The sequence below is a fragment of the Hydrocarboniphaga effusa AP103 genome, from assembly GCF_000271305.1.
Classification (GTDB): domain Bacteria; phylum Pseudomonadota; class Gammaproteobacteria; order Nevskiales; family Nevskiaceae; genus Hydrocarboniphaga; species Hydrocarboniphaga effusa.
On record NZ_AKGD01000001.1, the window covers coordinates 2,449,542 to 2,466,346 of the forward strand.

Below are 16,805 nucleotides of genomic sequence, written 5' to 3' on the forward strand. Positions count from 1 at the left end.
AGCGCCGCCGGCCTGAACGCGGGCGGCGCTGTTATTGCATTGCCAGCGGCATGAAGACTCCAAGCAAGCTGATCCTCGTCGCCGCCCTGCTCGCCTCCGGCGATGCACTCGCCGCCGACTCCGTTCTCGTCGTCACGGCCGAGCAGAAATCGCAGTGCCGCTTCATGCACTTCATCGACGTGCGCGGCAGCAGCGCCGAAGACGCGCTGCAGGCGGCCTACGCCAAGGTGAAGCATTACAAGGGCGACGCGCTCTACGTTCGCAACCAGAGCGAGAATGAAAAGGGCGTGCTGATTTCGGGTGAAGGGCTCAAGTGCAGGCCTTAGTGCAAGCCTTGCGCTGATGGCGGCGGCGAACGATTCGCTGGCAGTAGAAAAATAATCTCCCTGGCCTGTCGAAATCGCCCGGGCCCGTTCGACGGTCATGAGTGACCCGATTCGTGTCACGCCCGAATCCAACAGAGTAGCCCGCATGACCAAGACGATCTTCATCAGCCTGCCCGTCGCCGACCTCGACAAGTCGGTGGCCTTCTACAAGGCGATCGGTTTCACCAACAACCCGCAGTTCACCGACGACACCGCCGCCTGCATGGTCTGGAGCGAGACCATCAGCGTCATGCTGCTCACTCACGCGAAGTGGCGCAGCTTCACGACCCGCCCGATCCCGCCGTCGACCTCGAGCGAAGTGGCGTTCAACGTGACCTGCGAAAGCCGCGAAGCGGTCGACGCCATGAACCAGGCCGCAGGCGCGAACGGCGGCACGGCCGACATCAACCCGGTGCAGGATCACGGCTCCATGTACGGCCGCGACATGGCGGACCCCGATGGCCACATCTGGGGCGCGATGTGGATGGACCCGGCCGCATTTCCAGCGGTTTGATGCCACGAGGCGGAGCATTTCCGCAGCTTGCTCGCGGTTACAATTGCGCAATGAAAAGTGAAAAAGAGATCCACGAGTCATTCTGTGCCGTGTACGCCGACGCCGTGGTGCGCTTCGTCGTCACGGGTATCAACGAGGATGTGAGCTTCGATTCCGCGAAGCAGTGCTTTGTCGCCAAGCCCATCGATGACGATGCCGACCCGGCTTTTTGCGATTGGTGGGTGGGCAATGATTGGCCTTCGTTCGTCGGCCCGCTGGCTTGCGCGACCGATCTCGCGGACCCCAAGTTCGCCGAAGAGCCCTTGAAGAAGGCCATCATCTTCGCTTTGAAGAAATCGGCGACCGGCAAGCGCATGAGCCAGATTCTGGCCGGCCTGGACTGACCGGACCACCGGCGACATCGACGCCGGCGGGCTCAGCTCGGAGCACTCGCCGGTATTCCCGCTGGACCATTGCGGGCCGTCGAAGCCGACGGCCCGTTTTACTGTGGGGCGCTCACAGCGCCGCCGCAATCTTCTCGCCGAGCGCCTTGATCTTCTCCATGTCGCCGAGCTTGGCTGCATGCAGCGTGAGCTCGGCGCGTTCGTAGCGCGGGATCACGTGGAAGTGGATGTGCGGCACGGTCTGGCCGGCGATCGGCCCGTTGAGCTGCATGACCTGGATGCCGGCGCAACCGAGCGCCTTCTGCGCCGCGATCGCGACGCGGCGCGTGAGCCTGGCCATCGCCACCGCGCTTTCCTCGGACAGGTCGAGCAGCGTCACGGCAGGCTCTTTCGGGATGATCAGGGCGTGGCCGTCGGACTGCGGCATGATGTCCATGAAGGCCAGCGTCTTGTCGTCTTCGAAGAGCTTGAAGCAGGGCAGTTCGCCGCGGAGGATCTTGGCGAAGGGATTTTGCGGGTCGTAGCTCATGGGGCTTCCTGTGGGTCCGGTTCGTCCTGAAGTTCCGCATTGTCAACCAAGCGGCGGCCTGCGCGTTACCTTCAACGAGAAACCAGAAACGGAGCCGATGATGCCGCCGCAAGTCCGTAGCAAGCGATGGAGCAAGGGGTTCATCAGCCACTGCGTCGGCGTCTGCATGCTCGCGCTGGGCCTGCCTGCGGGCGCGGCCGATCGCGATCTGCAGACGCTCATGCACGGCGGCCTCGAGCGCCACTATCTCGTGCGCGCCCCGCAGGCGATGCCGGGACCGACGCCGCTCGTGCTCGTGCTGCACGGTGGCGGTGGCGATGCGCGCAATGCCGAGCAGATGACCGGCTTCACCGCCAAGGCGCGCGAGCAGGGCTTCATCGTCGCCTATCCCGAAGGCAGCAGCCGCATGGGCAAGCTGCACACCTGGAACGCCGGCCATTGCTGCGGTTACGCGCTCAAGAAGAACATCGACGATGTCGGTTTCATCCGCGCGCTGATCGATACGCTGTCGGCGCGCTACCCGGTCGACGCGCGGCGCATCTACGTCACCGGCATGTCCAACGGCGGCATGATGACGCACCGTCTCGGCATCGCCCTGGGCGATCGCATCGCCGCGATCGCGCCGGTGGTGGCGACCGTGTTCGGCGACGAGCCGCAGGCACGCGCGCCGGTGTCGGCGCTGATCATCAACGGAGCGCTCGACGACAACGTTCCGCCCGCGGGCGGCAAGCCCGGCGGACGCGGTGCGCGTGCCTGGGACGACGATATTCAAACGCGTCCGGCGCTCGACCAGGCCGCGTTCTGGGGCAAGGCCAATGCTTGCGCGGAGCCGCCCGCGCAAACCGACATCGGCACCGCCTTGCGTTGGGACTATCGCTGTCCGCCGGGTCGCGATGTCGGCCTGTATCTGGTCAAGGACAACGGCCACGCCTGGCCGGGCGGGCAGGCCGGCAGCCGGCGCGGCGACACGCCGAGCACGCACTTCGACGCCACCGATGTGATCTGGAAATTCTTCGCAGCGCATCCGAAATAGCGCCTGCGGGGCGGTCGGCAATCCGCCCAGACCAGAGTCCGCCGACCCGCAGGCGTCCTGAGTGCTTTCCCGGCTTGGATGGCCCGCGCTGCCGGCCGACACTGGCCGCTTGCTTCAATCCCCGCGAGCTCATGCAAATCCCGCTTCAGTCCAGCAAAACCATCCGATCGTTCGCGGCCGCATTCGGCCTTTTCGTCGCCGGCGCGAGCGCCCAGGCCGATCTCGACACCGCCACGCTCGAACGTATCCGCGATGCGGCGATGAGCAGCGATTACGCCTGGCAGCGGCTGGCCGACCTGTCCGACAAGATCGGTCCGCGACTGTCGGGCTCCAGGGGCGCCGAGGCGGCGGTCGTGCAGGTTTCCCAGGCGATGAGGAACGCCGGGCTCGACGTGCGCCTGCAGCCCGTGAAAGTGCCGCATTGGGTGCGCGGAGCCGAACAAGCCGAACTCGTCGACTACGCCGGCCGTCCCGAGGGCATCACCCAGCCGCTGCACCTGAGCACGCTTGGCGCCTCGGTGGCGACGCCGGCCAAGGGCATCGTCGCCGTCGTGCTGTTCGTTCGCAGCCTCGCCGAACTCGAAGGCCGCGCGGCCGAAGTGCCCGGCAAGATCGTGCTGATCAACATGCCGTTCGATCAGAATCTCGCCGACAACGGCCAGGCTGGAACCGCGTATTCGCAAGCCGGTGAGGCGCGATTCAAAGGCCCGGCCGTCGCAGCCAGGCTCGGTGCCGCGGCGGTGCTCGTACGCTCGGTCGGCGGGGCCAACTACCGGCTGCCGCACACGGGCAACACGAGCTGGGATGCCGACGGTCCGAAGATTCCGGCCGCGGCGCTCGCGGCCGAGGACGCGATGCTCATCGAACGCCTGTCCGCGCAAGGCCCGGTGAAGCTGCGCCTGCTGCTGACGCCCAAGACCCTGCCCGACGCCGACAGCCACAACGTGCTCGCCGATCTGCGCGGTCGCGAGAAGCCCGACGAGGTCGTGATCGTCTCGGGCCATCTCGACTCCTGGGATCTCGGCACCGGCGCGGTGGATGACGGCATCGGCGTCGCCTCGTCGATGGGTGCGCTGCAGGTGCTGCAGTCGCTCGGCATCCGCCCGCGTCGCAGTGTGCGCATGGTGGCCTGGATGAACGAGGAGAACGGCGGACGCGGTGGAGTCGCGTATCAGGCCGAAGCAAAGCCGCGCATCGAAACGCAGATCGCCGCGATCGAAAGCGACTTCGGGCTCAGCGGGCCGCTCGGGTTCTCGGGCTCGATCAACGCGACGCAGCTCAAGCGTCTGGAAGCCGTCGGCCGCGTGCTGCGGACCATCGGTGCGGGCGTGATGGAGACGCGCGCGGGCAACGCGGGCGCCGACATCGCGCCGCTGCAGGCGCTTGGCGTTCCGGGCTTCGCTCCGATCGTCGATGGCCGTCACTACTTCGATCTGCACCACACCGCGGCCGATACGCTCGACAAGGTCGATCCGCTGGCGCTGCGCCGGCAGACCGCGGTGCTCGCCGTGCTCGCGTATGCGCTGGCCGAAATGAACGAGCCGCTCGAACGCGTTCCGGCACCGTGATGTCGCGCTCGAATCGGCACTGAATCGATCGCCCCGGAATCCGGCGCTGGAGTTCAGGCCCGGTTTCTGGTGCCCGCGTACTCTGGAACCCGCTGATTCGCTCTGCAAGGACGCAGGCATCGACGCAAGGAAGCGTCATCGGCACCCGCTGCACTCTCATACTCAAATCGGCTCCAGGGACTCCCGCTTCATCGTCCGATGAAGCGATACCGATCCGAAGCCCCCGAGGCTTCACGCGACAAGGAGTGTCGTCATGAAGAAGATCCAATTGCTGTGCGGTTCCACCGTAATCGTTGCCGCGGCGTTCGCGGCTCCCGTGCTGGCCCAGAGCGACTCCGGATACCGCGGTCCTCAACCGGTGCCGAATGCCCCCACGCCGCAGGTCCGTGTCATCGACAAGGAGCAGGCTGAGCGGGAACAGCAGCAGCGCATGCAGATGCAGCGCGCGCCTCAGAGTTCCCAGGCCCAGCCTCAGGCCATGAAGCCGCAACCGTCGCGGCAGGTCTATGGCCTGGCATTCAATTCGGAAAATCGCGGTTCGGGACCGGACAAGACCAAGTTCAACATCGTCAACGAAGATGAGGCCCGTCGGCAGCAGGGCCGCCTCAACCAGGGCGGTGGCGACCAGGGAAGCGATGGCACCGGCGGCAGCGACAGTTCGGGTGGCGGACGCTGATTCGCGTACCCGACAGTGCATGAAAAGGCCTGCTTCGAGCAGGCCTTTTCATGCGCGTGATCAGACGGTCGAGCGGTGCTTCACGATCACGCAATCCGCGTCGCCGACCTTTTGCAGCTGCCGTCGAAAGTCGAACGTGAAGCCCGGCCACAGCGCGGTGATCTTGCCGCTCTTGTGCTTGTACCAGCTGTTGCAGCCGGTCGACCAGGTCGAGGTCGCGAGCCGTTGCTGCAGCTTGCGATTGAACTCGTCGTGCACGTCGGCGCGAATTTCGAGCGACTGCGGGCCACCGGCGAGCAGCTTGCCGATCAGCCGGCGTATCAACGCGACCTGGCTTTCGATGATGTAGACCATCGAGGTGTGGCCGACGCCGGTGTTGGGGCCGACGATCATGAACAGGTTCGGGAAGTTCTTCACGAGCGTGCCGAGAAAGGCTTCTTCGCCGTTGACCCATTCCTGCGCGAGGCTGCGGCCGGCGCGACCGCGCACGACCTGGCCGATCGGATTTTCGGTGGCGTAGAAGCCGGTGCCGAAGATCAGGCAATCGACTTCGCGAACCTGGCCGTCGGCGGTGACGACCGCGTTCTCGCGAATCTCGCGGATCGGCGTCGTCACGAGCTCGACGTTGCTGCGGCCGATCGCCGGATACCAGTCGTTCGAAATCAGGATGCGCCGGCAGCCGATCAGGTAATCGGGCGTGACCTTGGCCTTGAGCGTCGGGCTCTTCACCTGCTTGGCGATATGGCGTTCGGCGATCTTCTGGAACAGCTTCATGAAGGCCGGTTGCAGCACCAGGCCGAACACGCGCGCCTCGTGGCCCCAATAGATCATCTGCCGATAGAGCCTGCGCCACAGCGGCCAGCTCGCGAAGCGCCGTTTCTCGCCGTCGGAATACGGCCGGTCCGGACGCGGAATGATCCAGTTCGGCGAACGTTGATAGACGTCCAGATGACCGACCTTGGCCGCGATCTCGGGCACGAACTGGATCGCCGAGGCGCCGGTGCCGATCACCGCGACGCGCTTGCCGGCGAGGTCATAGCCGTGATCCCAAGCCGAGGAATGGAAGGTCTTGCCCTTGAAGCGCTCTACGCCCGGAATCTCCGGCAGCTTGGGCTCGGCGAGCCCACCGTTGGCGAGCACCAGCGCGCGCGCCGTGAGCGTCTGCAGGCCGAGCGCGGACTTGATGCGCACCGACCAGATTTGCTGCACCTCGTCGTAATCCGCGCCGATGAAATTCGTGTTGAAGCGGATCGAGGGCAGCAGCTCGTAGCGTTCGGCGACCGAGCGCAGGTAGGCGTGGAGCTCCGGCTGCGTCGGGTAGATGCGCGACCAGTCGCTCTTGGGCGCGAACGACAGCGAGTACAGGTGGCTCGGCACGTCGCAGGCCGCGCCCGGATAGCGGTTGTCGCGCCAGGTGCCGCCGACACTGTCGCCGCGCTCGATCAGTACGAAATCGCGAACGCCGTCTTCGCGCAGCTTGATCGCCATGCACAGGCCACCAAAGCCGGTGCCGACGACGATGACCTGATGATCCGGTTTGATGCTGCCGCTACCGCCGGCCAGACCGGCGGCGAGGTTCTGGTTGATGCCCATGCGCTGCGCTCTCCTCCGGACCAAGCCGGACGCTTAAACTGACAACGTTCGATGTCAAGTTAAGAATGACATCGATGAATGTCAAGATTCCAGCGCCCATGTCTGCGGGCGGAAAAGCCTACGCGGGAGCGTCGCGACCAGAATGGGCGAATGCCCGGCCCGCGACAGATGCTTCGATACGATCGAGGCACCGGCGCGAGCCGGCGGCCTCGTCCCACTCAGCCGGAGCAGCCGGCAGCGCGATCAGGCGCTGCGACGATCCTTGCCGTCCTGGGGCTGGCCCACGGCTTGGCCGCCCTGCTGGCCTTCGCCGGCCTTGCCGCGCGTAAGCAGCTCTTCGCGATGCACCGGCACGCCCGTGGGTGCCCGAATGCCGATACGAACCTGATTCCCTTTCAAACCCAAAACCGCGACTTCGATGTCTTGGCCGATCAGAATGCTTTCTCCGACCCGCCTTGTCAGTATCAACATTGCTTTCCCCGCTACCTCGTCGTACGCGCGGCTCGTCCTGAGCGAGCCGCTTCGGCTGTCCCCGAGCCGAAGCCGACCGAGCCGGCAGTATGTCAGCTTAACGGCTGTTCAGGGACGAAGGCTGTTTCGGATTGTTGCGGGCTCATTTCCTAACGCCGGCCCGTGGGCGCAGAATGCGCGCCCTTTTTCCCAGACATCCGGCGGACGGGCGTTTCGGTCCGCGAGGGCGACATGAGCGGCAGTGGCGGCAAGGGCTCCGCACCGGCGACGGTGGGCCCGGCGGTGAATCCGAGGCTGGACCGGCGCGGCTTGCTGGCGACCGGCCTGTCCTTCCTGAGCTGGGGCCTGCTGCCCCTTTACCTGAAACTGCTGGCCAGCGTGCCGGTGTTCCAGGTCATGGGGCATCGCGTCATCTGGGCCTGCGTATTCGTGTTCGCCTGGCTCGGCCTTCGCGGGCAGCTCGGCGCGGCGGGCCGGGTGTTCCGGCAACCCCAGGCGCTGTCGAAGCTGCTGCTGACGGCGGGCCTGATCAGCGTCAATTGGGCGGTCTACGTCTGGGCGGTTGCCGATGGCCACGTCGTCGATGCGAGCCTCGGCTACTTCATCAATCCGCTGGTGTCGGTGATGCTCGGCGTGTTTCTGTTGTCCGAGAAGCTCAATCGCTGGCAGTGGGTGGCGGTTTCCGTCGCGGCCGTGGGCGTGATCTGGCTGACCGTGCAACTCGGCCATCCGCCCTGGGCCGCGCTCGCGCTCGCGATTTCGTTCGGGCTCTACGGTTTCGTGCGCAAGACCGTGGCCGGTGTCGATTCGGTGGCGGCGCTGGCGATCGAGACGGTGCTGATCCTGCCGTTCGCGCTGGCCTGGATCGGCTTCGAAGCCTGGCGCGGCCAGGGCGCGTTCGGGCATCAGGGGCCGGCCATGGATGCCCTGCTCGTGCTCAGCGGACTGGTGACCGCAGTGCCCCTGGTGTTGTTCGCCTACGGCGTGAGGCGCATTCCGCTCAGTACGGTCGGCCTGATGCAGTACGCCGCTCCGACCTTGCAGCTGATCACGGCGGTGCTGCTGTTCGGCGAGCCGTTCACGCACGTGCAGCTGATCGGCTTCGCCTGCATCTGGGCGGCGCTGGTGATCTACGCGATCGACGGCTTCGTGCGCGGGCGCGCGCCGAAGCCGGCGGCCAGCGTGCAGGCGGCCGAGGCGGCCTGAGTTTCGGCTCAAGCAGCTGCTCGCCACGCTCAGCGCGTCGCGAGCAGCTGCTTGAGCGTCGCCAGCGTATCGGCCTCGCGTGCCGGCTTGTCGCGTCGCCAGCGTGCGATGCGCGGAAACCGCAGCGCCACGCCGGCCTTGTGGCGCCGGCTTTCCTGGATGTTCTCGAACGCGATCTCGAACACCTGCACGGGCTCGACGCTGCGCACCGGCCCGAACTTCTCGATCGTGTGCGAGCGGATCCAGCGATCCATGCTCGCGAGTTCCTCGTCGGTGAGCCCCGAGTAGGCCTTGGCGACCGGCACCAGCGCGTCGCCGTCCCAGACCGCGAGCGTGTAGTCGCTGTAGAGGTTGCTGCGCCGGCCGTGGCCGGCCTGGGCGTAGATCAGCACGCAGTCGATCGTCAGCGCCCCGAGCTTCCACTTCCACCAGAGCCCGGTCTTGCGGCCTGGCGTGTACGGCGAATCGAGCCGCTTGAGCATGAGCCCTTCGACGCCGCGCTCGCGTGCCTGCTCGCGCTGCCGTTTCAGGTCATCCCAATCGCTCGCGTCGACGCGCGGCGAAACCAGCAGGCCGAACTCGGTGCAGACGGTTTCGAGCTGGGCGCGGCGTTCGGACAGCGGGCGGCCGCGCCAGTCCTCGGCGCGCCATTCGAGCAGGTCGTAGGGCAGGAAGGTCACCGGCGCATCGGCGAGGCTTTTCCTGCCCGGGTTCTTGCGCCCGATGCGCGTCTGCAGCGCCGAGAACGGCATCACCGCGCCTTCGCGCCAGGCCAGCAATTCGCCGTCGAGCACGCTGCCGTCGGGCAGGCGCTCGGCCATCGCCTCCACTTCGGGGAAGCGGCCGTTGAGCAGGTCTTCGCCGCGCGACCACAGCCAGGTCTGGCCAGCGCGGCGGATCAGCTGGCCGCGGATGCCATCCCATTTCCATTCGGCGAGATAGCCGGCGAGCTCGCCGACCGCCTCGGGCGTCGCCTCGTCGATCGGATGCGCGAGGCAGAAAGGGTAGGGCTGCGAGGGCAGGGCCTCGGCGCGGCCGGCCTGCAGCAGGCTCGCGTAGGACTCGGCGCTCGGCTGCCAATTGCCCATGAGCCGATGCTGCATGACCGCGGTATCGAGCCCCGCATGCGCGGCGAGCGCGCGAGCGGCCAGGCCGGACGAAACCCCGACGCGCAGCGAGCCGGTCAGCAGCTTGGTGAACAGGAAGCACTGGGCGAACGGCAGGCGTCGCCACCAGGCGAAGACGGTTTCGCGCTGTGTGGATTCATCTGCAGTTGAGAGATTTTGGAGCAGTTCGACACATTCGTGCAGCGCGGGCGTTGCTGGCTCGTCCTCTCTCCCGCTGGCGGGAGAGAGTCCCTCGCGCAGCGAGGGGAGAGAGGGTTCATTCGGAGAATGAGCAGCCCTTTCGGGCTTTCCCTCTCCCGGCGCTTCGCGCCACCCTCTCCCGCCAGCGGGAGAGGGGATAAGCGGGTCATCGCGCTCCCCACCAAACCGCGTATCGATCAGCAGCGCCACCGTCTCCGCCAGATCGCCCACGTGCGCGTAACCCTCCTCGACCAGCGCCGGCGAGAGCTGCGTGAGCTCGGTGATCCAGTCGCGCAGCCGGGTCGGTGCGATGAGCCGCTTGAGCCGTCCGCCCTGCAGGAAGAACAAACCCCAGGCCGCGTCTTCGGCCGGCGCCGATTCGAAATAGCGCCGCATCGCCGCGACCTTGGCGGAGGTCGAGGTCGTCGCATCGAGTTCGGCGTACAGACGGGCGAAGCGCTCCATTCCGTGGGCGGTCCTGCGTGGCGGTCGTGCGCCGAGTATCGCCAAGCCGCTTGAACCGCAGGCGCAAGCTCGCGGTCGTTGATGGACGATCGGCCGCTGTGATAACTGCTACGGCGCTGCCGCGGCGCAGCCGGTTCTTCGCCTCCGATTTCCCACCGATGCCGAACGACGACGCCCTCGACGATCTGATCGCCACCGAACCCGAGCGCCGCCGCGCCCGCGATCTGCTGCCGGTGTTCTATCCGCAGGTGCGGGCGATGGCGCGCCGCGAGCGGCGCCGCTGGGACGGCGGCGCCGAAACCCTGCAGACCACCGCGCTCGTCAACGAGGCCTTCCTCAAGCTGCGGCATCAGCCCGAGTTCGCGAGCGAAGGGCATTTTTTGCGTTCGGCCGCGATCGCGATCCGCCACGCGCTGATCTCCTATGCGCGCGAGCGCCAGGCCGAGAAGCGCAATCACGGCCGCGCCGCGTTGCCGCTCGAAGCGGCCAGCGAAGTCGCCGACGAAGATGCCGGCGAGCGCCTGCTGCTCGAGGTCGGCGAGGCCTTGCAGCGCCTCGCCGGGCTGAGCCCCCGGCTCGCGCAGGTCGTCGAATGCCGCTTCTACGCCGGCTACAACGATGAGGAAACCGCGCTCGCGCTCGGCCTGACCGCACGCACCGTGCGGCGCGATTGGGTCAAGGCGCGGGCCTGGTTGCAGCAGGCGCTCGGCGAATGAGCACCTGCAACGGCTTCGGCTTTTTCCGGACGGGCTTCAGCGGCCGATCCGGCACTCGATCTGCGCCCCGAGCCGGGTGATCGCGGCGCTGCCGCCGAGCGCGTACGAATCGGCGGTCAGCGACAGGCTCCAGCGCGAACCGAGCCGGTAGCCGATGCCCACTCCACCGCCGATGCCCAAACCGTTGTCCTTGTTCTCGGCGCCGAGCCCGCCGATGCGGATCTTCTGCGTCGATCGATAGGCGACGCCGGCGAGGCGCAGGTTGAAGCGCCAGTCGCCGAGCGCGGTGCGGTTGTTGAGCCCGAGCGAAACGCCGCGGCCGGCCGGGCGCAGCGATTCGGCCGCGGTGTCGACCAGCCCGGCGACGTCGGCGGTGCTGCCGCTCAGCTCGCCGTCGTACTCGCCGAACTCCTGCCAGCCGGCTTCGATCGCCAGGCCCGGATAGACCGGCAAGCCCGCGTAGACCGAGCCCGAGAACGCGCTGCGATCGAACGAGGCGCCGACCTCGTGGCCGGCGGCGCGCAACTCGCGCTCGAAGCCGGCGCGCGGCAGGCCGTAATGGCCGACGCCGAGCTGGGTGCCGAGGTAGAGGCCGGGCAGGTAGAGCGGCTCGTCGACCGGCCGCAGTTCGCCGGCCTGCGCGGGCAGGCCGATGGCGGCCAGCGCGAGCACCAGCAGGCGCGCGCTTCGAGGTGCACCGGGCCGCTCGCGCAGGGCGGATCGAGCCCCGCCGTCGCGACGCCGCGCAAGTCGCAGCATCGCGAGCAGGCCCAGCAGCGCCAGCGCCGCGGGTTGCAGCGCTCCGGCGCCGGCCTTGAGTCCGCCATCGACCGGCGTCGGCGGATTGGACGGCGGCGGCTCGGTGGGAGGAGGCGGCTCGGTCGGCGGCGGTGTGGTCGGGCTGTCGTCGTCGCCGATCGTCACCGTCGCGCTGGCCGGCGTTCCGAGCGCGGCCCCGCTGGCGTTGCTCAGCGAGACCGTGAAGCTTTCGTCGCCTTCGACCGTCGAGTCGTTGCTGATCGCGATCGCCACGCGCTTGGGTTCGGCGTCGCCGTTGGCGAAGTTCACCGTGGTCGACACCGCCGTGTAGTCGCTGCCGGCCAGCGCGGTCTGATCGGCGGTGGCCAGGTTCACGCTCGCGGCGCCGGAAGACCCGCCGGTTCGCGTGACGACGACCTCGACGCTGCCGCCGCTTTCGCTGACCGAATAGCTCGCCTGTTCGAGCTGCACGCTGCCCGGGCTCGGCGCGCCGCCACCACCGGTGATCGCGACGCAGGAGCGCGACACCTCCGAGACCACGATCGCGTCCTGAAACGGCGTCGGTTTGGAGATGAAGCGCGTCAGCGCGGTCAGGTAGGGATAGGTGCTGATATCGAAGCCGCTGCCGAAGGTCACGTCGATGTCGGCATGGCCGTTGGCGTCGGTCATCACGGAGACGCCGGACTTGTTGACCTGGCGGAACTGCAGCTGGCCGCCGTTCGCGTCGCAGCGGTTGGTTTGGTAGAGGGCGATCTCGAAGCGCGTGTTCGGCAGCGAGTCGAGGCTGCCGCGCACGATGCCGTTGCTGCCGGTGGTGGCCGAGGTGAGTACCGGCCAGTTGACCCCCTCGTTGGCGCCGTCGTCGGCGTCGAGCGCATCGTTGGCGTCCGGACCTTCGGTGTTGAGGTCGATCGGCAGGCCGCCGTTGTCGCTGATGACGCCGCCCGAAAAGTCGACCCGCGCCTGGCCGTCGACGCGAATGCCGGCGCCGCCGTTGTGCTGGATCGTCGCGTTGACCGAGGCGCCCGTCGATCCGGAGAAATGCAGGCCGTGGCCCTGGTTGCCGAGGCCGGCCTGCGCTCCGCCGACGGTGGTCTGGTCGACCACGCTCGTCAGCGAAAATTGATTCGGCAGCGCCGCGCTGCGGGTGATGTCGATGCCGTTGGCGCCACTCGCGGACACGCGTGAGTAAAGCATCCGCACGGCGCCGAAATCACCGACTTCGACGCCGTTGCCGCCGTTGCCGCCGTTGCCGAGCGGCTGCGTGCCGCTGGCGTCGGTGCCGATGTCGCCGCCGTAGATATGCGCGTAGCAGTCGTAGGCGGCGCCCGGAGTCGCGGTCGGCGCGTCGATGCGCACGCCGGCGCCCAGGTTGCCCGAGATCAGGTTGCGATCGGCTGCCGGCGGCCGGCTGGGCGCCTGCACACCCGGAATCTCACCGCCGATGTAGCCGACCGCATTGAGCCCGATGTCGATGCCGACGCCGTTGCCGGCCGCCGTCGTGCCGCTCGCATCGGTGCCGATGCGCGAGCCGAGCACCGTCAGCTGGGCGCGGCAGCCGACCAGATTCGGGTCGCAGCCGCTGCGTCCGGTCGCGACGATGCCGCGGCCGCTGAAGCGATTGATGACCAGGCCGCGAACCGTCAGCGGCGGCGTGTAGCCGCAGCAGTCGTTCTGGCCGATCGCGAGGCCGTCCGCGTTGGCGCCGGCCAGGCTGCCGTCGAGTTCGATCCGCAACACCGCGTTGCTGCCATTGGGCAAGCTGTTCACCGAGCTGCCGGGCTGGGTGTAGCCGTCGATCAGCATCGAGGCGCTGATCTTGGGCAGCGGCGTGGTGGGCCGAATGCTCTGCAATCCCTCGCCGGCGATGGCGAACGCAATCGTGTGATGGCCTTCGCTGCCGATGCTGGTCGCGTTGGCATCGACGATCGCCTGCCGCAGCGAACCCGGCCCGCTGTCGGCCGTCGTCGTCACCGTGAACGTCGCCGCCTGCGCCGATGCGAGCGGCAGCAGCGCGGCGATCGCGATCGAGGCAACTGCCGCCGACAGACGTCGAGTGACGAATCCCAGGGAGGCCGTCATTCCCGCGAAGGCGCGAATCCCGTCCATCGGTCCTGCGCCCGCATCGGAAAAAGCCCTGGATTCCCGCTTTCGCGGGAATGACAGTCCAAGTCTGGCTACTGCCAATTGCTGCTTCCTGCTCATGCTCCCAAGCCCCTGATGGTCATCCGTACTGCTCAATGACGCAGGGGAGCGGCGAAGGCGGACATCGCGCGTGCAAGTCGTCGCCGGGCGCGGCGGGACGGTCAGCGCATCGCGATTTGCCTGCGCAGCCGCGTGAGCGGCTCGCGATAGCGCACCGACAGCGAGCTGTGCCGCTGCTCGATCGCGGCGGCCTGCGCGATCAGCCCGGCCGCCTCGGTGCGCCGGCCGAGCGCGAGCGCGCATTCGGCCAGCGCCAGCCGGGCTTCGGCGATCTTCGGGTGTTGCGGCAGGTAGAGCTCGGTACGCGTCGCGAGTGCGTCCGCGAGCAAGCCCCGGGCGCCGGCCGCATCGCCGCCGCGCAGGCGAGCGAGCGCCTCGACGAGCTGGCCGTCGGCGATCTCCAGGCGCAGGTATGGCGCCTGCCGGCTGGCGCGCGACTGCTCGATCGCGGCGGCGGCGAGTTTGATCGCGCCCGCGTAGTCGCCCGCGGCGAGATTGATGCGGGCGGCGAACAGGTTGCGCGACTGCGCCTTGGGCGTGACGGTTTGGGTATCGGCGCCACCGGGCGGCAGCGTGGCGAACAGCGTTCGCGCCTGGTCGAGCCGGCCCTGATCGAGCGCCAGCCCGATCTGCAGCCAGGTCGTCAGCCGGCTCGGCTCCGGGCGCAGGCGGGCGAGCACGTCGAAGGCCTCCTGCGCGGTGCCGGCGGCTTCGCCGATGCGCCCGAGCTCCTCGAGCGCCGCGGCCTTGCGCTGCAGCGCGCTCACGAGCACCACGCCCTCGGGGTCGTGGATGCGCGCGAGCTGCACCGCCACCTGCGCATCGGCCAGCGCGCCGTCGAATTCGCCGGCCGCCAGCGCGCTGCGGCTCGCGGTATCGAAGACGTAGGCGCGCAGCAGCGAGGCGTCGCCGCCTTCGCTCGCGGGTGGGGCGTCGGCCTTTGCGCGTTCGGCGAATTCGAGGCTGCGCCGCGGCTGGTCTTCGTTGAACAGCACCACCGCCATCGTGGTCAGGGCGCGCACGCGGTCGTAGTCGTATTCGGCCTTGTTCTCGTGCGCCTGCTCGATCGCCTGGGCGATCGAGGCTTCGGCCTCGGCGTAGCGCAGCGTGAAGCCCTGCGCATTGCCGAGCTGCTCGTAGTACTGAGAGAGCTTGGGGTTCGGAACGCCGAGCGCGCTGATCGACACCGCGATCGCCTGCTTGAGCGGCTCGATGGCGGCGGCGTAGTCGCCCTGGCTGCACAGCGTGATGCCGACGATGTAATGCGCCTCGGCGAGCTCGGCGGAATCCGCGAAGTTCTGCAGGATCGCGACGGCCCGTCGCGCATCGTTCTGCGCGCCTTCCGGGTCGCTCGACTCGTTGTTGATCGCGCTCGCGAGCAACTGCTGGCCACGCACGAAAGAGCGCTCGTCGCGCCGGCGATCGAGAATCGCGCCGGCCTGCGCGATGAGCCGCTCGGCCTCGTCGTGGTCGCCCACGGTCCGGGCCAGCGCGACGAGGTCGCTCGCGAGCTCCGGCGAATCGTCGCCGAACAGCCGGCGGCTCAGCTCCACCGCCTGCTTGCGCACCGGCAGCTGCTCGGACGACAGCGCGAATTCGCCGTACAAACCGCCGAACAGGCGCAGCAGCGCGAGCTTGTTCTGCGGAGCCTCGTCGAGCCCGGTTTCGATGCGCCGGGCGCCGATGTCGAGCAGCTCGCGCGCGGTGGTCTGGCGCGCCTTCACCGGATCGGCCTGGCGGCTACTGTTGGTGCGGAACAGGTCGACCATGAAGTCCTGCACGGCCGCCGCGCGCTGCGCTTCGAGGCGGGCCTTGCGCGCCTGCCAGCCGATGCCGCCGATCGCCGCGGCCATCGTCACGAAGACCGTCGCCGCGGCCGACCAGGCCAGCCAGTGCCGACGCAGCGAGCGGCGCAGCACGTAGCTGCGCGAGCCCGAGCGCGCGAGCACCGGCTCGTGTTCGAGATGGCGGCGCAGGTCGTCGGCGAGCTCGCGCGCATCGACATAGCGCACGTCGGGTTCGGCGCGCAGGGCGCGCGCGACGATGGCGTCGAGATCGCCGCGCAACTGCGCGCGCGGCACCGGGCTGGTGCCGGCGCGGGACGCGCGGCTCGGCAGCGGCAGCGGCGCATCGAGCAGGCGCCGCGCCGCCGTCGCCGGCCCAGGGCACGCGGCCGGTCAGCAGCTCGAACAGGATCACGCCGAGCGCGTAGACATCGGTGGCCGTCGTCGCCGCTTCGCCGCGCAATTGTTCGGGCGCCGCGTAGGCGAGCGTCAGCGGCGCGTTGAGGGTTTGCGTGGCGTCGTCGTCGAGCTGCTTGGCGATGCCGAAATCGAGCAGCTTGACCTGGCCGTCCGGCGTCACCCGCAGGTTCGCTGGCTTCAGGTCGCGATGCACGAGCAGGTGTCGATGCGCCCAGCTCACTGCCGCGCAAATCTGCAAGAACAGCGCGAGCCGAGTCGGCAGATCGGCCTCGTGCTCGAGGCACCAGCGCGTCAGGTCGGTGCCCTCGACCCATTCCATGACCGTGTACGGCCGGCCGTCGTCGGTGATGCCGGCGTCGTAGAGCCGCGCGATGCCGGGATGCTCCAGCCGCGCGAGGATGCGCTGCTCGGCCTCGAAGCGCGGCAAGGTGTCGATCGCCTCGCGCCGCAGCAGCTTGACCGCGACGGTCTGCGCATAGCGCCCGTCCGCGCGCTCGGCCCGGTAGACCTCGCCCGAGCCGCCGCTGCCGATGCGTTCGACGAGCTTCCAGGCGCCGATCTGCTGGCCGGCGGCGTCGCGCACCGTGCGCATCGCGGCCGGACGCAGCGCATCGACGGCCGGCGCATCGAAGCGCGCACTCGGCGCATCGGCCGCCGCGAGCAGGCGAACCAGTTCGGCGTGCAGCTCGGGCTCGTTGACGCCCAGCTCGGCGAGATAGCGCGCACGCTCATCGGCACCGAGCTCGATCGCCTCATCGAACAAAGCCTCGAGCCGTGCCCAGCGCGCCGCGTCCATGCCTTGATTCCCGAG

At 68.4% G+C, this 16,805-nt stretch carries 15 protein-coding genes; 8 read left to right on the plus strand and 7 right to left on the minus strand.

Annotation, left to right across the window (positions count from 1 at the left end; genetic code table 11):
* Window positions 1-50: 50 nt before the first annotated feature.
* The 3 genes from WQQ_RS10765 (at window position 51) to WQQ_RS10775 (ending at window position 1,262) form a co-directional block, all read left to right on the plus strand.
* Entirely contained in the window at window positions 51-326 is a 276-nt protein-coding gene (locus WQQ_RS10765) for a hypothetical protein (protein WP_007185191.1), read from the plus strand.
* A 145-nt stretch (window positions 327-471) separates the two neighbouring features.
* Window positions 472-879, plus strand: a complete 408-nt coding sequence (locus WQQ_RS10770) for a VOC family protein (protein ID WP_007185192.1) — start codon at window positions 472-474, stop codon at window positions 877-879.
* Window positions 879-1,262: a hypothetical protein gene (locus WQQ_RS10775; RefSeq protein WP_157534579.1), complete on the plus strand. Its 384-nt coding sequence runs from the start codon at window positions 879-881 to the stop codon at window positions 1,260-1,262. Before WQQ_RS10770 ends, WQQ_RS10775 begins: the two co-directional genes overlap by 1 nt.
* Window positions 1,263-1,374: 112 nt before the next feature.
* Here the strand turns inward: WQQ_RS10775 and WQQ_RS10780 are convergent, their stop codons facing one another.
* Window positions 1,375-1,791, minus strand: a complete 417-nt coding sequence (locus tag WQQ_RS10780; RefSeq protein ID WP_007185194.1) for an HIT family protein — start codon at window positions 1,789-1,791, stop codon at window positions 1,375-1,377.
* A 100-nt stretch (window positions 1,792-1,891) separates the two neighbouring features.
* Here WQQ_RS10780 and WQQ_RS10785 point away from each other — a divergent pair, with 100 nt between their 5' ends.
* The 3 genes from WQQ_RS10785 to WQQ_RS10795 all read left to right on the plus strand — a co-directional run bounded on the left by WQQ_RS10785 (window position 1,892) and on the right by WQQ_RS10795 (window position 5,068).
* Window positions 1,892-2,824, plus strand: a complete 933-nt coding sequence (locus WQQ_RS10785) for an extracellular catalytic domain type 1 short-chain-length polyhydroxyalkanoate depolymerase (protein ID WP_157534580.1) — start codon at window positions 1,892-1,894, stop codon at window positions 2,822-2,824.
* Window positions 2,825-2,955: 131 nt separating this feature from the next.
* A complete protein-coding gene (locus WQQ_RS10790; protein ID WP_157534581.1) occupies window positions 2,956-4,392 on the plus strand; it encodes a M20/M25/M40 family metallo-hydrolase in 1,437 nt (478 codons plus the stop codon).
* Window positions 4,393-4,645: 253 nt separating this feature from the next.
* Window positions 4,646-5,068 carry a hypothetical protein gene (locus WQQ_RS10795; RefSeq protein ID WP_007185197.1) on the plus strand — a complete coding sequence of 141 codons (423 nt, stop codon included), beginning with the start codon at window positions 4,646-4,648 and terminating at the stop codon, window positions 5,066-5,068.
* Window positions 5,069-5,128: 60 nt separating this feature from the next.
* On the opposite strand, the gene WQQ_RS10800 is transcribed toward WQQ_RS10795, so the two are convergent.
* Together WQQ_RS10800 and csrA are read right to left on the minus strand one after the other, a co-directional pair.
* Window positions 5,129-6,661 carry a flavin-containing monooxygenase gene (locus WQQ_RS10800; protein ID WP_007185198.1) on the minus strand — a complete coding sequence of 511 codons (1,533 nt, stop codon included), beginning with the start codon at window positions 6,659-6,661 and terminating at the stop codon, window positions 5,129-5,131.
* A 243-nt stretch (window positions 6,662-6,904) separates the two neighbouring features.
* The gene (gene csrA / locus WQQ_RS10805) at window positions 6,905-7,132 is read right to left on the minus strand and encodes a carbon storage regulator CsrA (RefSeq protein WP_007185199.1); all 228 of its coding nucleotides are present in this window, start codon (window positions 7,130-7,132) and stop codon (window positions 6,905-6,907) included.
* 231 nt (window positions 7,133-7,363) lie between these two features.
* Here csrA and rarD point away from each other — a divergent pair, with 231 nt between their 5' ends.
* Window positions 7,364-8,338: an EamA family transporter RarD gene (gene rarD / locus WQQ_RS10810; protein ID WP_007185200.1), complete on the plus strand. Its 975-nt coding sequence runs from the start codon at window positions 7,364-7,366 to the stop codon at window positions 8,336-8,338.
* Between the two features lie 29 nt (window positions 8,339-8,367).
* Here rarD and WQQ_RS10815 read toward each other — a convergent pair whose 3' ends face one another.
* Window positions 8,368-10,110 (minus strand): ATP-dependent DNA ligase, encoded by a 1,743-nt coding sequence (locus tag WQQ_RS10815; RefSeq protein WP_007185201.1) that lies wholly within the window; start codon window positions 10,108-10,110, stop codon window positions 8,368-8,370.
* 158 nt (window positions 10,111-10,268) lie between these two features.
* Between WQQ_RS10815 and WQQ_RS10820 the strand changes: the two genes are divergently transcribed.
* Window positions 10,269-10,826, plus strand: a complete 558-nt coding sequence (locus WQQ_RS10820; protein WP_040453396.1) for an ECF-type sigma factor — start codon at window positions 10,269-10,271, stop codon at window positions 10,824-10,826.
* A 36-nt stretch (window positions 10,827-10,862) separates the two neighbouring features.
* Here WQQ_RS10820 and WQQ_RS10825 read toward each other — a convergent pair whose 3' ends face one another.
* From WQQ_RS10825 to WQQ_RS24895, 3 genes are all read right to left on the minus strand, one after another.
* Entirely contained in the window at window positions 10,863-13,667 is a 2,805-nt protein-coding gene (locus WQQ_RS10825) for a Calx-beta domain-containing protein (RefSeq protein ID WP_157534582.1), read from the minus strand.
* 224 nt (window positions 13,668-13,891) lie between these two features.
* A complete protein-coding gene (locus WQQ_RS24325) occupies window positions 13,892-15,643 on the minus strand; it encodes a tetratricopeptide repeat protein (protein ID WP_040453397.1) in 1,752 nt (583 codons plus the stop codon).
* On the minus strand, window positions 15,531-16,790 hold the full coding sequence (locus WQQ_RS24895) for a serine/threonine-protein kinase (protein WP_007185205.1): 1,260 nt from the start codon (window positions 16,788-16,790) through the stop codon (window positions 15,531-15,533). Before WQQ_RS24895 ends, WQQ_RS24325 begins: the two co-directional genes overlap by 113 nt.
* Window positions 16,791-16,805 lie beyond the last annotated feature (15 nt).